Genomic DNA, 14866 nt, shown 5'->3' with positions numbered 1-14866 from the left:
GGCGACTTCGCCAAGCCAAGGTCCGGGCGGCCGCCCGGACCTTGGCTCAATCGCTCTAATCCCACGAAATCTCTCTCGTGTAGATACAAGGTGGCCGCGAAGCGGTCGGAGAGGGGGACTGGCGCTACGGTAGCCAGACCAGCGATTGCCGCGGGCTAAGCCAGCGCCCTACGAAAGCCCCCTCTCCGGCCGCTTCGCGGCCACCACTCCCCCGCCTTCGGCGGGGGCGAGGAACCCAGGTTCTGAGAAGCCTGGCGCGGCGGCATGCGGCATAGCTGCGCCTGTTCTGCGCCGCAGTGTTTTTCCTCCCCTTGCATGCAACTCACTTGGCGTTTAGCAAAGCGCCGGTTCAAATTCTTTCTGGGACGGTTCTCCATGGCAACGAAGCATCTTTTCCTGCTCCCCGGCGACGGCATCGGTCCGGAGGCCATGGCCGAGGTCAAGAAACTGATCGCGGTCATGAACGACAAGCTCGGCAGCGGTTTTGCCACCGATGAGGGGCTGGTCGGCGGCTGCGCCTATGACGCGCATGGCGCGGCGATCTCCGATGCCGACATGGAAAAGGCGATGGCGGCCGACGCGGTGCTGTTCGGCGCCGTCGGCGGTCCGAAATGGGATGCGGTGCCCTACGAGGTGCGCCCTGAGGCCGGCCTGCTGCGCCTGCGCAAGGACATGGAGCTGTTCGCCAATCTGCGCCCGGCCATCTGCTATCCGGCGCTGGCGGCGTCCTCCTCGCTCAAGCAGGAGGTGGTCGAGGGTCTAGACATCCTCATCGTGCGCGAGCTGACCGGCGGCGTCTATTTCGGCGAGCCGAAGCAGATCATCGATCTCGGCAACGGCCAGAAGCGCGGCATCGACACGCAGGTCTACGACACGTTCGAGATCGAGCGCATTTCGGGCGTCGCCTTCGAACTGGCACGCACGCGCAAGAACCACGTCACTTCGATGGAAAAGCGCAATGTGATGAAGTCGGGCGTGCTGTGGAACGAGGTCGTCACCCAGACCCACAAGGCGCGCTATTCCGACGTCAAGCTCGACCACATGCTGGCCGATGCCGGCGGCATGCAGCTGGTGCGCTGGCCAAAGCAGTTCGACGTCATCGTCACCGACAATCTGTTCGGCGACATGCTGTCCGACATCGCCGCCATGCTGACCGGCTCGATCGGCATGCTGCCGTCGGCCTCGCTCGGCGCGCCTGACGTGAAGACCAAGAAGCGCAAGGCGCTGTACGAGCCGGTGCACGGCTCGGCCCCCGACATCGCCGGCAAGGGCATCGCCAACCCGATCGCCATGATCGCGTCCTTCGCCATGTGCCTGCGCTATTCCTTCGGCATGGTCGAGGAAGCCGACCGCGTCGAAAGCGCGATCGCCGCTGTGCTCGACGCGGGCCTGCGGACGAAAGACATCATGTCCGATGGCATGACCGAGGTCGGTACGGTCGAGATGGGCGACGCGATCATCGCCAAATTCCTGGGCTGATATCGTGACGGTCGACGTCCGCTGGGCGACGATCGAGGACGCGACGGCGCTCGCGGCCATATTGTGCGAGATGGCGGTTCACTACCGGCAGCCACCTCTCGATGCCGGCCGGGCCGTGTCTGCCGCACGAAAATGGCTTGGCGAGGAAAGCCCGGCCTATCTGCATTTCGCGCTTGCCTTCGTCGACGGCGAGGTCAGCGGCCTGGCGTCGGTGGCGATCGCGCACCCCGGTATCGATCTCGAGCGGCTGCTGTTCCTCAAGGACCTGTTCGTGCGCGACAAAGCCCGCAACGCCGGCGTCGGCCGGGCGCTGATCGGCTTTCTCGCCGATCATTGCCTGCGCGAAGGCATCGGCCGCATCGACCTGACCACCGAGGACTGGAACGAGGGCGCGCTGCGTTTTTACGGCCGGCTTGGCGCCGAGCGCCACGGCCAGAAGGTCTTTCTCAGGCTTTCGGGTGAGGCGTTGAAAAGCGGCTAGATCCTGACGCCTGCCGGCACTGGTCCCCAAGGATTTTCGCCCACCTGGGACGGCAGAAGTCCGAAGACCAGCAAGGCAATGCTGCCAATGGGAGTGATGAAGCCCAGCAGTGCAAACCAGCCGCTCAGACCCGCGTCATGCACACGCCGCACGACGAGGGCAATCGACGGCAGGATCAATCCCGAAAAGAAAACCAGGAAGGGTATGAGCCCTATGGCCCTCATCGTCGTCCTGTCCGCATTGGTTTTGAAGCCATTGAACGCTAGGTCAACGAGTATTCCGAAGCCTAGAAGCGCCAATATCCCGAGGGTGTAGAATAGCCAGAAAGCCCAGAATTCCTTGCGGCGGGCGCGACCTTTGAAATTGCTATAGTCCGCAATTATCGCGCGCCAGAAGTAAGCCCACAGACCCATGGAATAGGCGGGCCTGCTCTCGGCCGAACGGCGTGGCTGGCCCGTGCTTGGCGATGGCGCTGTCGGGGTGACGGCGACTATATCGTGCGCCGTACCGTCATCCGGTTGAAACTCGACAAGGGTGCCCCTGGCGAGGGTCACTTCATGGCTCACATCGTCACGGGCAAAGATATAACGCTTGCTGTCGATTCCGTCGATGTAGCCGTAGTCCTGATCCTGATCGTAGTGGAATATCGTGCCACGCATGTTTCTCCCCCGCGTTGCGCAAATACTACCCAGGGTTGTTTGTGATTGCAATACACGTGGCGGCTAAATCCTGACACCCGCCGGCACCGGCCCCCACTGGTTTTCCCGGGCCTGCGTCGGGATCAGCGCGAAGACCAGGATGATCAGGCTGCCGATGGTCGGGATCAGGATCAGCAGGCTGAGCCAGCCTGACAGGCCGATGTCGTGGAGCCGGCGCACGATCATGCCGAGGCTAGGGAGCAGTGTCGCCAGCAGGAACGTGCCGCACAGCCCGACCGTTATCGCGCCCGAAATATCACTGTCGAAACCGCCCATATCCATATCGGTGTACAGGCCGATGCCGCCGATGATCAGCAGGCAAACCGTCCAGAACAGGCAGTAGCCCCAATATTCCTTGCGGCGGGCGCGGCCGGCGAAATTGAAGTAGTTCTGCGTCACGCCGCGCCAGAAATAGCCCCAGAGATCGCTGGGTTCGGCCGGCTCGGAGGAGCGGCCGAAATGCTGTGCCGGGGGCGGGGTTGCCGCGGCCTTGCTGCCGGCTTGAGTCGGTGCGGGGTTCGTGCCGGCGTCAGTGGCCGAAGTAGCGGTCGGAGCAGCGATCGAAAAGACGTCGCGCGCCTGGCCGCCACCCGGCTGGAACTCGACGGCCGTGCCTTTGGGCATGGCGGTCTGCCGGCGCAGGTTCTCGCGGGTGAAGGTGTAACGGTTGCCGTCGGCCCCGGATATGAAGCCAAAGCCTTGGTCCTCGTCATAGTGAAGCACTTCGCCCCGCATTTGCCACCCCCCCCGCTCGCCACGTCCAGCCGAAGGTTGCACAGGCCCGAGCCGATGGGCAAGCCAGCATGGCTACCCTCTTCGCGGCAAATGAAGCATAAGGCATCGAGTGCAACCGCCTTCGGCAGAAGCAGAACATGACAGTCGAGAGTCCTGACAGTAAAACCGTGATTGAAGATGGAGTGGAAAGACCTCCCAGGCTGGCCATCGACGCCACCGGCCTAACGTTCTGGCCGTCCGGCCAGGGACTTGTCGGCATCCCGCGGGTGGAAAGCTTTCTCGTCAGCGCAGCCCTGGCCGATCCCGACCCTTGCGTAGAGGTGGTGGCGTTCCGACCGTGGGAAGGCCGGTTTCGCCCCCTCGCTCCTTTCGAGCAGGACCATGTCGCGACGGGCGAGATTTCACCCTGGCGCCTCAAACGATGGCCTGGGAGACGCACGGCGATGTCGCAGGCCCTCGAAGCGGTGAGGCAGCAGCCATGGGGCAAGCGCGACGCCGACCGCCATCTCGCAAAGACGGTGACCCATGGCCGCAAAGGGATTGCCTATCAGGCGACCAGGCTGCTGATCCGGGCCTATCGGCTGTACCAGCGGGCGCGGACCCGGTCGGCCCCGCGTCAGGTTCCAAGCCAACCGGACGAGACTGAACGCGGCTTTGTCCTGATCAGCCATCACATTCTGGCCGGGGACGACCGAGCCGCCGTCTCCGGGCGCGCCGGTGGCCTTGCGTTTCTTTGCCACGACCTCATCCCGACACTGCGCCCCGACATGGTTGGTATGAGCCCTGGCGAGGCTCGCTACGGGTCATATCTCGAGCACCTCGTGCGTTCCGGCGCGCCGGCATTTTGTGCATCCGACGAAGTTGGTGCGACGCTGACCGATCATATGCAACAGGCAGGCGTCACGCAGCCGGTGGTATATCGGTTTCCGATGCCGTCCATCCTGTACGAAACGGCTTCGCGCATGGGCGAGACTTCGCGCATCGAGGCCGACGAGCCGTTCGTGCTCTATTGCTCGACCATCGAAGTGCGCAAGAACCACATCCTGCTGGCACGGATATGGCAGCAGGCGCTCGACGAGGGCGTCACGCTGCCGCGGCTCGTCTGCGCCGGGCGCTGGGGCTGGATGATCGATCCGCTGCGCGCCTATCTCAAGGCCCATCCGAGATTGCTTGAGCGGGTTACGTTCACCGGAGCGATCAGCGATGAGGAGCTCATCCGATATTATCGCAGCGCTTCCTTTGGCGTCTTTCCCTCGCATATCGAGGGCTGGGGCTACGGCGCCTCGGAATGTCTCGATTTCGGCGTTCCCGTCATCGTCTCGACAGCGCCGGCGTTGATCGAGGCGAGCGGCGGGCTGATGCCGGTGGTCGATTCCAATGACCAGGCCGGCTGGTACGCTGCAATCCGCAGGATGGCGGAAGACCCGGACTGGCGCTCGTCGCTGACGGAACGCATCGCAAAGCAGCATCGCCCGACGGCGGCATCGGCCAGCTGGGCTGCCATCAAGGCTGGCCTGCAGGCAAGCGCGTCGCTCCGGCCGAAGTCCTAGAGCAATTCTAGGAAAAGTGTGAAGCGGTTTTCCGTCTAGAATTGCGTCAAAACAAAGAGTTAGAGCAGATCGCCGTTTCCGTGAAACGGTGAAATGCTCTAGGTGGGCCGCTTCTTCGCCTTCTTGTGCTTGGGCGCGCCGGTGGTGTCGAATTTCGGCTTGCCCGGCTTCTTCGCCCATGGCTTTGCCTCATGCGCGGTGGCCGGGCGCTGATCGACTGCTGCTGGTGCACGTTTTTCGAATTTGCGCTTCGGCGCGTTGGGGTCGAACGGCGCCTTGCCGCGATGCGGCTTCTTGTCGGGGCTTGGCGGCTGGTAGCCGGCGCGCGACAGATCGGGCGTGCCCTCGAGCCGCTTCACCAGGATGTTGCCTTGCAGCTTGCGATCGGGACCGATCGCGGCCAGGAAGCGGTCGGCCCAGTCGGCTGATATCTGCACGTAGGTCTCTTCCGGCTGCATCTTGATGGCGCCGATCTCGCGCTTCGAGATGCTGCCGATGCGGCACAGCATTGGGATGAGCCAGCGCGGCTCGGCATTTTGCCGGCGCCCGATCGACAGCGAGAACCAGACGCTGTCACCGAAATCGTCGCGGCGGCTGGGCGCCTCGTCGCGGCGCGCGAAACCTTCGCCTGCCGGTCTTTCACGCGACGGCGTGAAGGGCGCGATCTCCATGAGGTCCTCGGGCGCCGAGCGGCTGGCGCGGCACTGGCGCACGAAGGCGGCAGCCACTTGCTCGGCGCCATGTCTTGCGAGCAGCGCGTCGATGAAACCGCGCTCGTCTTCCTTCACCGGCTCGTCGAAAACCGGATCGGCCAGGATGCGCTCGTCGTCGCGCCGCATCACGTCGTCGGCCGAGGGCGGGCTCGCCCATGTCGCCTTGAGGCCGGCGTTCTGCAGCAGCCGCTCGGTGCGCTTGCGGGCGCTGTTGGGCACGATCAGCGCGCTGACGCCCTTGCGTCCGGCGCGGCCGGTGCGGCCGCTGCGGTGCAGCAGCGTTTCGGGGTTGGTCGGCAAATCGGCGTGGATGACCAGTTCGAGGTTGGGCAGGTCGATGCCGCGCGCCGCGACATCGGTGGCGATGCAGACTTTTGCGCGGCCGTCGCGCATTGCCTGCAGCGCATGGCTGCGCTCGTTCTGGCTGAGCTCGCCGGAGAGGGCGACGACGGAGAAGTTGCGGTTGTTGAAGCGCGCGGTCAGATGATTGACGGCGGCACGCGTGTTGCAGAACACCAGCGCGTTCTTGGCTTCGTAATAGCGCAGAACGTTGATGATGGCGTTTTCCCGGTCGGGCTGGGCGACGCTCAGCGCCCGGTATTCGATGTCGAGATGCTGCTTCTCCTCGCCGGCGGCCGAGATGCGCACCGCATCGCGCTGATAGCCCTGCGCGAGCGTGGCGATCGAGCGCGGCACCGTGGCCGAGAACATCAGCGTCCGGCGTTCGGCAGGAGCGGCGTCGAGGATGAATTCGAGGTCTTCGCGAAAGCCCAGATCGAGCATCTCGTCGGCCTCGTCGAGCACCACCGCCTTCAGCGCCGACATGTCGAGCGAGCGCCGGGTGATGTGGTCGCGCAGCCGGCCGGGCGTGCCGACGACGATATGGGCGCCGCGCTCCAGCACACGCCGCTCCGAGCGCATGTCCATGCCGCCGACGCAGGAAGCCACGGTTGCGCCGGTCAACTCGTAGAGCCATTCCAGCTCGCGCGTCACCTGCAAGGCGAGTTCGCGCGTCGGCGCCACCGCCAGCGCCAGCGGTGCGGCGGCGTGGCCGAAGCGCTCCGCGCCCTCAAGCAGGGTCGGCGCCAGAGCGAGGCCGAAGGCCACCGTCTTGCCGGAGCCGGTCTGCGCCGAAACCAGCGCATCGGCCTCGCCGAGTTCCGGCGCCACAACCGCCTTCTGGACGGGCGTCAGCTCGGAATAGCCGCGTTTTTCCAGCGCCCTTGCCAGCGCGGGAACGAGTGCATCGAAGTTGGACATCTTACTCTTTCGGAATTCGGATTCTTATATGCCCAGCAATGGGCCTGTCTTCGGCGGGCGTCGGGACGCTCCATGAGCCGGATGGTCATGCCGTTCGTACTTCGTGCCGCCGCGATTGTACAGGGCAACAGGACGCTCATCGCAATTGACTCTTGACGCAAACCGCGTAAAAGCCCGCTTTGAACGGGATCGTTTTTTCGATGCGCGGCCTTTTGATGGCTCTTCTTGCATTCGATGCCCCCAGCCTCAATGCACATCATTGGGCCGGGCGCGTCGGCGCGTCCCCTCGTTCCAGCAAAACCCCATTCTTGGCCAAAAAAACTACCAAAACCACCACCAAAACGGTGTGACTCCCTTGGCCTAACCACCCTCTCCCGGGTTCGGCCCGGGGGACGGAACCCGCATCGGCCAGCGGGTTTCTCCAAAAACCAAGCGGAGAGGGACAGGAGATTTTTCGATGAGTTTCAAGGTAGCGATCGTCGGCGCCACGGGCAATGTGGGCCGGGAAATGCTCAACATACTGGAAGAGCGCGGCTTTCCGGTAAGCGAAGTCGTGGCGCTGGCGTCGCGGCGCAGCCAGGGCACGGAAGTGTCGTTCGGCGACCGCACGCTGAAGGTGAAGACGCTCGACCAGTATGATTTTTCCGACACCGACATCTGCATCATGTCGGCTGGCGGCAGCGTCTCCAAGGAATGGTCGCCGAAGATCGGCAAGCAGGGCTGCGTCGTCATCGATAATTCGTCGGCCTTCCGCTACGATCAGGACGTGCCGTTGATCGTGCCGGAAGTGAACCCGGACGCGATCTCGCTGTTCACGCGCAAGAACATCATCGCCAATCCGAATTGCTCGACGGCGCAGCTGGTAGTGGCATTGAAGCCGCTGCATGACTTCGCCACCATCAAGCGTGTCGTTGTCGCCACCTACCAGTCGGTGTCGGGCGCCGGCAAGGAAGGTATGGACGAACTCTTTACCCAGACCCGCGCGGTCTTCGTCGCCGATGGCGTCGAGGTCAAGAAGTTCACCAAGCGCATCGCCTTCAACGTCATCCCGCACATCGATGTCTTCCTTGATGACGGCTCCACCAAGGAAGAGTGGAAGATGGTCGCCGAGACCAAGAAGATGCTCGACCCCAAGATCAAGCTGACGGCGACCTGCGTGCGCGTGCCGGTGTTCATCGGCCATTCGGAAGCGGTCAACATCGAGTTCGAAAAGCCGATCACCGCCGACGAGGCGCGCGATATCCTGCGTGAAGCCCCAGGCTGCCAGGTCTTGGACAAGCGCGAGGACGGCGGCTACATTACGCCGCTGGAATCGGCCGGCGAAGACGCCACCTTCATCTCGCGCATCCGCGAGGATTCGACCATCGACAACGGCCTGTCGATGTGGATCGTCTCCGACAATCTGCGCAAGGGCGCCGCACTCAACGCGGTGCAGATCGCCGAGCTGCTGGTCGAGCGTGGACTGATCCAGCCGAAGAAGAAGGCGGCTTAGTTTTCGCTCACGGGCCGTATCGCCGCTGCCGCGGCGGGCCCTCCGCGGGGGCGCCGGACGACCGGCGGCCCGCAGTCGCGGGCTCGGCCTTCGGCCGGGTGCTGAAGGTTAGCGAAGGCATTGATGGATGCCGATCTCCCCACGAGGGGGAGATCGGCAGCTCTGGCCGATGCGCTACGCTCTGTTCTCCCTGGCCAGCTGGTTCAACAGCCCCAGCGCCTCCTCCGCCCGGTCGACCGGCACGAACAGATGGTCGTGGTAGAAGGCCGAAACCGGGTTCACGCCCATGCCGGCGGCGGCGAGGCGCGTGGTGATGGCGGCGAGAAAGCCGACGGCTTCCAGCGACGAATGGATGTTGAGCGTGACCATCCGGCAGCGGAATGACGCGGTCAGTGCCGCAGCGATGGCCTTCTCCTCGTCTACGATCAGCGTCATGCCCCCGCGCTCACGAAACACCATCACCGGCTCGAGGCCTTCCGGCTGAACGACGCCAGGCGCCAGCGTGGCGAAGACATAGGTGCATGCCAGCAGCTCCGGCGTCATCGATGCCAGCAGTGTCTTCAGATCGGTCTCGCCGGTCATTTTTCTCTTCTCTCGACTGAAGTGGTGGGCCGCAGCCCGCAACTCCTCAATATCCACGCCCGTCGGGTGCCGATAGCCTGCAAGGACGACATGGCGGTGTCGCTGGCGGCTGGGCTTGCAGAGCTGTCGCATCGCACAATAAAGGAGGTGAGGGCCGATGGCGGTCCGTGAAAGGCCTTCGATGATCGTTCGCCCGCGCCCCACATTCCTACAGCTGTTCTTCATCATGCGCGGTTCGGTCGTGCCACGCATCCTGCCGCAGATATTGGGCTTCGCGCTTTATTCCGCGATCATCCTGGCCGTGGCGCGCCGGTTCCAGCTTGATTTCAGCGTCTTCAACATCACGCCTTTCGGCCTGGTCGGCGTGACATTGTCGATCTATCTCTCGTTCCGCAACAACGCCGCCTACGACCGTTGGTGGGAGGCGCGCAAGCTGTGGGGCGCGCTGGTCTTCGAAATGCGCAACCTGGCACGCGCCACCACCAGCCTCATACCGGACCAGACCGAACAGCGCGCCTTGCTGATGGAAGCGCTCGCCTTCTGTCATTTCCTGCGCGGGCAGTTGCGCAAGATCGACAGCATGAAGGATGCCCGTGCCTTCATCGACGCCGAGGCGGACAAGGCAGCAGCCTTTTCCAATCCGGCGGATGAGATGGTCAGGCGCATGGGCCGGCGTGCCAATGCCCAGCGCCGGGCGGGCGACGTCGACACGATCGGCTTTCGTATCCTCGATGAGAGGCTCGCGTCGATCGCCGCCATCCAGGCTGGCTGCGAGCGGATCGCCGGCACGCCCTTGCCGTTCGCCTACACGCTGTTGGTGCATCGCACGGCCTATATCGTCTGCCTGCTGCTGCCGATCGGCCTGATCTCGACCGCCGGCTGGGCAACGCCGCTGTTCACGGCGCTGATCGCCTACACCTTCTTCGGCCTCGACGCGCTTTCGGAAGAGCTCGAGGATCCGTTCGGCACCGAGGCCAACGACCTCGCCCTCGACGGTCTCTGCCGCGTCTGCGAGATCTCGGTATTCGAGGCGCTGGGCGAAACGCCGCCGAAGATGATCCCGGCGGAAAAGTTCTATTTTTCGTAGGCGAAGGCGCGCGGGTTTAAAAGAATCCGCCCCGCTGTCGGATCGCGGCCCCATGCCACGTCCTTGGGTCGACCCCTGCGAAAGGGCTCGACCATCAGGAGGGACCACCATGAGCATTTCCGAAACCGCGCCCGTCTCGCCGGGCGCTTTGTGGACCGGCCGCGTGCTCAGCGGCGTCATCGTGCTGTTCATGATCTTCGACGGCGTCATCAAGCTGCCGCCGCTCGATGTCGTCACCCAGACGATGGTGCCGCTCGGCTGGCCGGCCGATGCCAATGTCGCGCGCATGCTTGGCGTCATCGGCCTGATCTCGACCGCGCTCTACGCCTTGCCGCGCAGCGCGGTGCTCGGCGCCATCCTGCTCACCGCCTATATGGGCGGCGCCATCGCCACCAATGTCCGCGTCGATAACCCGCTGCTCTCGCACATTCTGTTCGGCGTCTATCTCGGCATTATCCTGTGGGGTGGCCTGTATCTGCGCGATGCCAGGGTCCGCGCGCTGATCCCGTTCAGCCGATAGATCCGCTCGAAGCATCGCTTTCAACTCGAAGCCTGGAACCCTTTGCCGGGCAATGTCTTAGGGATCGAATCGCCGAGTTGCGAGTTAGAGATTCGCTTGGCGGCGGAGGCGGCTCCTATCGGAGAGGAACGACGATGAAGAAAACGATGCTTTTGATGGCGCTTCTGGTGCCGCTCGCCGCTTGTTCGCAAACGGAAAAAGGCGCGGCCGTTGGCGGCCTCGGTGGCGCTGCCGTCGGTGCGGCGGTCGCTGGCGATCCGGTTGAAGGCGCCGTCGTCGGTGGCGCCGTCGGCGCCGTTGCCGGTGCGCTGATCGGCCGGGCAAGCGAGAGCGGCGAATGCCGCTATCGCGATCGGCGGGGCCGCGTCTACATCGACCGCTGCCCGAGCGGTTATTGATAGGCAGCTCTTACAGACAGAACCGGACAGCAAAACGGCGGGCCTTGGCCCGCCGTTTTCCTGGATGCGATAGGGCAATACTTATTCGGCGGTGGCGGCTTCCGCCTCGGCCGGTGCTGCTGCGGCGGCCGCAGCCGCGGCAGCGGCGTCTTCCTGCGCCTTCTTCAAGAGCGAAGCACGTTCCTGCGCCTTCTTGCCCGGCTCGGCCTTCTTCGGGTTGGAGCGGGCGTCGCGCTTGACGAGGCCGGCTTCGTCGAGGAAGCGCAGCACGCGGTCGGTCGGCTGGGCGCCATGCGCCAGCCAATGCTTGACGCGGTCGGCGTCGACCTTGACGCGTTCGCCGTCCTTGGGCAGCAGCGGGTTCCACGAGCCGATCGATTCGATGAACCGGCCGTCACGCGGCGAACGGGCGTCGGCAATGACGACGTGGTAGTAAGGACGCTTCTTCGAGCCCGCACGGGCCAGTCGGATCTTCAAGGGCATTTATTTTCTCCTAAAAAGGCTGATTTGGTTGATCGGTTGGTGGCTGGTTTCTCAGCCGGCTTTCATCACGCCGTTGGAAGCGGCGATCTGTTCGTGGTGGCGGATCACTTCGCGGACGACGAAGTTGAGGAATTTTTCCGCGAAATCCGGGTCGAGATGGGCATCCTTCGCCAGCTGGCGAAGCCGGGCGATCTGCTGCTGCTCGCGTGCCGGGTCGGCCGGGGGCAGGCCATGCGTCGCCTTCAGCACACCGACCGCCTTGGTGCAGCGGAAGCGCTCGGCCAGCATGTGGATGAGGGCCGCGTCGATGTTATCGATCGAGGCGCGGTAATCGGCCAGGAGAGCGCGGGCGTCGGCCATGTCCTTCTCTTCGTTCATGGCGTCCTCACTTCTTCTTGCCAAGGCCGGGCAGCCCGCCACCGCCGAGGCCGGGAAGCCCGGGGAGTTTCATGCCGCCGGGCAGACCTGGCACGCCGCTGGGCAGGCCACCGCCGCCGGGAAGGCCTTTCATGCCGCCGCCAAGGCCGGCTGCCTGTGCCTGCTTCTGCAAGGCTTCGAGCTGCTTAGGGTCCATCTTCGACAGGTCCGGCATGCCGCCGCCCATCATGCCGCCACCCATGCCCCCGGGGCCGCCGGGCATCATGCCGCCGAGGCCCATCTTGGAGGCGAGGCCGCCCATCATGCCGCGCATCAGGCCGCCGCCTTTGCCCTTGCCGCCCATCGCCTTCATCATGTCGGCCATGCCGCGATGCATCTTGAGCAGCTTGTTGATTTCGGCCGCGTCGGTGCCGGAACCGGCGGCGATGCGCTTCTTGCGCGAATGCTTGAGCAAATCGGGATTGGCGCGCTCGGCCTTGGTCATCGACGAGATGATGGCGAGCTGGCGGCCGAACATCTTGTCGTCGAGACCGGCGGCGGCCATCTGGTCCTTCATCTTGCCCATGCCGGGCATCATGCCCATGATGCCGCCCATGCCGCCCATCTTCGACATCTGCTGAAGCTGGCCGGCGAGATCGTTCAGGTCGAACTTGCCCGACTGCATCTTCTTGGCCATCGCCGCCGCCTGTTCGGCGTCGATGTTCTCGGCGGCCTTTTCGACGAGCGAGACAATGTCGCCCATGCCGAGGATGCGGTCGGCGATGCGCTTGGGGTGGAATTCCTCCAGCCCGTCCATCTTTTCGCCAGTGCCGATCAGCTTGATCGGCTTGCCGGTGACGGCGCGCATGGAGAGTGCAGCACCACCGCGGCCGTCGCCGTCCATGCGGGTCAGGACGAGGCCGGTGATGCCGACGCGCTCGTCGAAGCTCTTGGCCAGGTTGACGGCGTCCTGGCCGGTCAGCGAATCGGCGACCAGCAGGATTTCGTGCGGGCTCGACACCTTCTTGATGTCGGCCATCTCGACCATCAGCGGCTCGTCGATATGGGTGCGGCCGGCGGTGTCGAGGATGACGATGTCGTGGCCGCCGAGCTTGGCCGCCTGCACGGCGCGGCGGGCGATGTCGACCGGCGACTGGCCGTCGATGATCGGCAGCGTGGCGACCTTGACCTGTTCGCCGAGCTGGCGCAGCTGCTCCTGCGCAGCGGGGCGCCGCGTGTCGAGCGAGGCCATCAGGACCTTCTTGTTCTGACGCTCGGAAAGACGCTTGGCGATCTTGGCCGAAGTGGTCGTCTTGCCGGAACCCTGCAGGCCGACCATCATGATGACGACCGGCGCCGGGGCATTGAGATCGATGGCGACGCCTTCGGCGCCGAGCATGTCGACCAGTTCGTCATGGACGATCTTGACGACCATCTGGCCGGGCTTGATAGACTTGACCACGGCAGCGCCGACGGCCTTCTCGCGCACCTTGTCGGTGAAGGAGCGCACCACTTCCAGCGCCACGTCTGCTTCGAGCAGCGCCCGGCGCACCTCGCGCAGCGCCGCCGAGACATCAGCCTCCGACAGGGCTCCGCGGCCGGTCAGGCCGTTCAGGATCGAACCAAGACGTTCCTGTAGCGATTCAAACATTCGTTTTCCTTTTCCCTGGCATCCGGATGATGCCCGAGAGGTAATGCGTTCGCGCCCAGTGTCCAACCAAAAGCCAAAACCAAAAAGCACCCGGGGGCGCTCAGCGCTGCCGGGTGTTGGCCTCCAGGATCGATTTACAGCACTTCACCTCAAAGAGGCTTCGGCGTCCTGGTCGGCTTGCTCGGAGGGATACTCGTCGCGGAATTCGGGGCGTGTAGACAGGAAATCGGACACGGAGTCAAGACAAAGACCGGATTGCGTTGTTCCCGGCCTGCAATCAGGCCGTGCTCGCCCGGTCCGGAAATTCGGCGGCAACCCTGAGCGGCGAACGCGGATGTAGAAGCAGCACGATGGTCAGCAGGCTGCAGGCGATGCCGATGAAGGCGATGAGAACCGCATCCGACGTCGCCCAGCCCGGTCCTTCGAGCGGCCTGGCATTGAACAGGGCGAAGGAATTGTAGCTTTCCTGATGCGAGATCAAGAGAAACCCGGTCAGGTTGTTGCCGAGATGAGCACCCAAGGCGGCGCCGAGATTGCCGGTTGCGTAGACGACAAGTGTCAGCAGCAGCGCGAAAGCGGCGATCGACGCCAGCACGCAAGCATTGATGGCTGGTGACGAACTCGCACTCCAATGCAGCGAGGTGAACAGCAGGGCCGGCAGCAGGGCCCAGACGAATGGGCTCGTGAACCGGCTGGCGAGACCGCGCAGCAGGTAGCCGCGAAACAGCAGCTCTTCCGAAGAGGTCTGCACCAAGGTAAGCGCGGCGATCGGGATCGCAAACAGCAGCCAGGATGACAGGCTGATCGGGCCACGCGTGATCTGCGGCTGCAGCAGATAGAGCAGGATTTCGGATATGAACGACGTGATCAGCACCGCGATCAGCCCTTTGAGGAAGCCGGGCCATGAAACTCGTCGGCTGTTGCCGAGCAGCGCCGACAGCTTCTCGCCATGCACCCAGCGCATCGCGACCCACAGGCCGATCCAGATGCCGGCAAACGAGACGAGCGCGGTGAGGATGCCGAGGGGCGAAGCGAGGAAGCCCTGAATGCCGGATGATGGGGTCGCCTGCCAGGCGATGAAGGCATAGGTGCCGCCGACCAGCACGGCCACGGTGGTTGCTGCCCAAAAAAGGACCACGATCCCCGTTCCGAGCAACAGGCGCGGTAAGGTCGTCCTGGAGTTCGGCGAATGCCTGTAACGCTCGAAGGCGGCCGGATCGATGGTCACGCGGGCTCCCTTCCCAAAGTCATCGCCTGTTGACTAACCGATGGCCGGGAAAATCGGAATGGTTTTCCGCAAAGACTAAGCCAGAGCAAAGTCGGCGCAGGAGAGCGCCGCGCGGCAGCGCCGCCTGCTGGCGGCCGCTGCTGTCGCTGCGG

15 protein-coding genes are annotated in these 14866 nt (G+C 64.2%); 7 read left to right on the top strand and 8 right to left on the bottom strand.

Features of this window, described 5'->3' with window-relative positions; all coding sequences use genetic code 11:
• Positions 1-375 precede the first annotated feature (375 nt).
• Both leuB and NKJ11_RS31715 read left to right on the top strand, forming a co-directional pair.
• Positions 376-1479 (top strand): 3-isopropylmalate dehydrogenase, encoded by a 1104-nt coding sequence (gene leuB / locus NKJ11_RS31720; protein WP_023814440.1) that lies wholly within the window; start codon positions 376-378, stop codon positions 1477-1479.
• A 4-nt stretch (positions 1480-1483) separates the two neighbouring features.
• Positions 1484-1960, top strand: a complete 477-nt coding sequence (locus NKJ11_RS31715; protein WP_023814441.1) for a GNAT family N-acetyltransferase — start codon at positions 1484-1486, stop codon at positions 1958-1960.
• On the opposite strand, the gene NKJ11_RS31710 is transcribed toward NKJ11_RS31715, so the two are convergent.
• Positions 1957-2619: a DUF805 domain-containing protein gene (locus NKJ11_RS31710; protein ID WP_023814442.1), complete on the bottom strand. Its 663-nt coding sequence runs from the start codon at positions 2617-2619 to the stop codon at positions 1957-1959. The two genes, NKJ11_RS31715 and NKJ11_RS31710, sit on opposite strands and share 4 nt — an antisense overlap.
• A 63-nt stretch (positions 2620-2682) precedes the next feature.
• Positions 2683-3393, bottom strand: coding sequence for a DUF805 domain-containing protein (locus tag NKJ11_RS31705; RefSeq protein ID WP_128304295.1), 711 nt, complete (start codon positions 3391-3393; stop codon positions 2683-2685).
• Positions 3394-3575: 182 nt separating this feature from the next.
• On the opposite strand from NKJ11_RS31705, the gene NKJ11_RS31700 reads away from it, so the two are divergent.
• On the top strand, positions 3576-4943 hold the full coding sequence (locus NKJ11_RS31700; protein WP_352795046.1) for a glycosyltransferase: 1368 nt from the start codon (positions 3576-3578) through the stop codon (positions 4941-4943).
• A gap of 98 nt (positions 4944-5041) precedes the next feature.
• Here NKJ11_RS31700 and NKJ11_RS31695 read toward each other — a convergent pair whose 3' ends face one another.
• On the bottom strand, positions 5042-6916 hold the full coding sequence (locus tag NKJ11_RS31695) for a DEAD/DEAH box helicase (protein ID WP_128304293.1): 1875 nt from the start codon (positions 6914-6916) through the stop codon (positions 5042-5044).
• Between the two features lie 457 nt (positions 6917-7373).
• Here NKJ11_RS31695 and NKJ11_RS31690 point away from each other — a divergent pair, with 457 nt between their 5' ends.
• The gene (locus NKJ11_RS31690) at positions 7374-8408 is read left to right on the top strand and encodes an aspartate-semialdehyde dehydrogenase (RefSeq protein ID WP_023814446.1); all 1035 of its coding nucleotides are present in this window, start codon (positions 7374-7376) and stop codon (positions 8406-8408) included.
• Between the two features lie 174 nt (positions 8409-8582).
• Here NKJ11_RS31690 and NKJ11_RS31685 read toward each other — a convergent pair whose 3' ends face one another.
• Positions 8583-8990, bottom strand: a complete 408-nt coding sequence (locus NKJ11_RS31685; RefSeq protein WP_128304292.1) for an ACT domain-containing protein — start codon at positions 8988-8990, stop codon at positions 8583-8585.
• A gap of 157 nt (positions 8991-9147) precedes the next feature.
• Here NKJ11_RS31685 and NKJ11_RS31680 point away from each other — a divergent pair, with 157 nt between their 5' ends.
• The 3 genes from NKJ11_RS31680 to NKJ11_RS31670 all read left to right on the top strand — a co-directional run bounded on the left by NKJ11_RS31680 (position 9148) and on the right by NKJ11_RS31670 (position 10995).
• Complete coding sequence (locus tag NKJ11_RS31680) at positions 9148-10077, top strand: bestrophin family protein (protein ID WP_352612821.1); 930 nt, start codon at positions 9148-9150, stop codon at positions 10075-10077.
• 109 nt (positions 10078-10186) lie between these two features.
• Complete coding sequence (locus tag NKJ11_RS31675; RefSeq protein ID WP_128304291.1) at positions 10187-10597, top strand: DoxX family protein; 411 nt, start codon at positions 10187-10189, stop codon at positions 10595-10597.
• 134 nt (positions 10598-10731) lie between these two features.
• A complete protein-coding gene (locus NKJ11_RS31670) occupies positions 10732-10995 on the top strand; it encodes a YMGG-like glycine zipper-containing protein (RefSeq protein ID WP_023811331.1) in 264 nt (87 codons plus the stop codon).
• An 81-nt stretch (positions 10996-11076) separates the two neighbouring features.
• Here the strand turns inward: NKJ11_RS31670 and rpsP are convergent, their stop codons facing one another.
• From rpsP to NKJ11_RS31650, 4 genes are all read right to left on the bottom strand, one after another.
• Entirely contained in the window at positions 11077-11478 is a 402-nt protein-coding gene (rpsP, locus tag NKJ11_RS31665; RefSeq protein ID WP_023811330.1) for a 30S ribosomal protein S16, read from the bottom strand.
• 51 nt (positions 11479-11529) lie between these two features.
• Positions 11530-11856 carry a chorismate mutase gene (locus tag NKJ11_RS31660; RefSeq protein ID WP_023811329.1) on the bottom strand — a complete coding sequence of 109 codons (327 nt, stop codon included), beginning with the start codon at positions 11854-11856 and terminating at the stop codon, positions 11530-11532.
• 7 nt (positions 11857-11863) lie between these two features.
• Entirely contained in the window at positions 11864-13486 is a 1623-nt protein-coding gene (gene ffh, locus NKJ11_RS31655; protein ID WP_128304290.1) for a signal recognition particle protein, read from the bottom strand.
• Positions 13487-13763: 277 nt separating this feature from the next.
• On the bottom strand, positions 13764-14714 hold the full coding sequence (locus tag NKJ11_RS31650; RefSeq protein ID WP_128304289.1) for a CPBP family intramembrane glutamic endopeptidase: 951 nt from the start codon (positions 14712-14714) through the stop codon (positions 13764-13766).
• Between the last annotated feature and the right edge of the window lie 152 nt (positions 14715-14866).

It is taken from the genome of Mesorhizobium sp. M0243 (assembly GCF_040321775.1).
GTDB lineage: Bacteria > Pseudomonadota > Alphaproteobacteria > Rhizobiales > Rhizobiaceae > Mesorhizobium.
This window is presented reverse-complemented; position numbering and strand designations above follow the sequence as displayed.

What these genes read in the sequence shown, in the direction of transcription:
- NKJ11_RS31710 (WP_023814442.1), bottom strand. Translation starts at nt 2,619, where the DNA reads ATGCGTGGCACGATATTCCACTACGATCAGGATCAGGACTACGGCTAC.
- NKJ11_RS31690 (WP_023814446.1), top strand. Translation starts at nt 7,374, where the DNA reads ATGAGTTTCAAGGTAGCGATCGTCGGCGCCACGGGCAATGTGGGCCGG.
- ffh (WP_128304290.1), bottom strand. Translation starts at nt 13,486, where the DNA reads ATGTTTGAATCGCTACAGGAACGTCTTGGTTCGATCCTGAACGGCCTG.
- NKJ11_RS31660 (WP_023811329.1), bottom strand. Translation starts at nt 11,856, where the DNA reads ATGAACGAAGAGAAGGACATGGCCGACGCCCGCGCTCTCCTGGCCGAT.
- rpsP (WP_023811330.1), bottom strand. Translation starts at nt 11,478, where the DNA reads ATGCCCTTGAAGATCCGACTGGCCCGTGCGGGCTCGAAGAAGCGTCCT.
- NKJ11_RS31695 (WP_128304293.1), bottom strand. Translation starts at nt 6,916, where the DNA reads ATGTCCAACTTCGATGCACTCGTTCCCGCGCTGGCAAGGGCGCTGGAA.
- NKJ11_RS31675 (WP_128304291.1), top strand. Translation starts at nt 10,187, where the DNA reads ATGAGCATTTCCGAAACCGCGCCCGTCTCGCCGGGCGCTTTGTGGACC.
- NKJ11_RS31705 (WP_128304295.1), bottom strand. Translation starts at nt 3,393, where the DNA reads ATGCGGGGCGAAGTGCTTCACTATGACGAGGACCAAGGCTTTGGCTTC.
- NKJ11_RS31680 (WP_352612821.1), top strand. Translation starts at nt 9,148, where the DNA reads ATGGCGGTCCGTGAAAGGCCTTCGATGATCGTTCGCCCGCGCCCCACA.
- NKJ11_RS31685 (WP_128304292.1), bottom strand. Translation starts at nt 8,990, where the DNA reads ATGACCGGCGAGACCGATCTGAAGACACTGCTGGCATCGATGACGCCG.
- NKJ11_RS31670 (WP_023811331.1), top strand. Translation starts at nt 10,732, where the DNA reads ATGAAGAAAACGATGCTTTTGATGGCGCTTCTGGTGCCGCTCGCCGCT.
- leuB (WP_023814440.1), top strand. Translation starts at nt 376, where the DNA reads ATGGCAACGAAGCATCTTTTCCTGCTCCCCGGCGACGGCATCGGTCCG.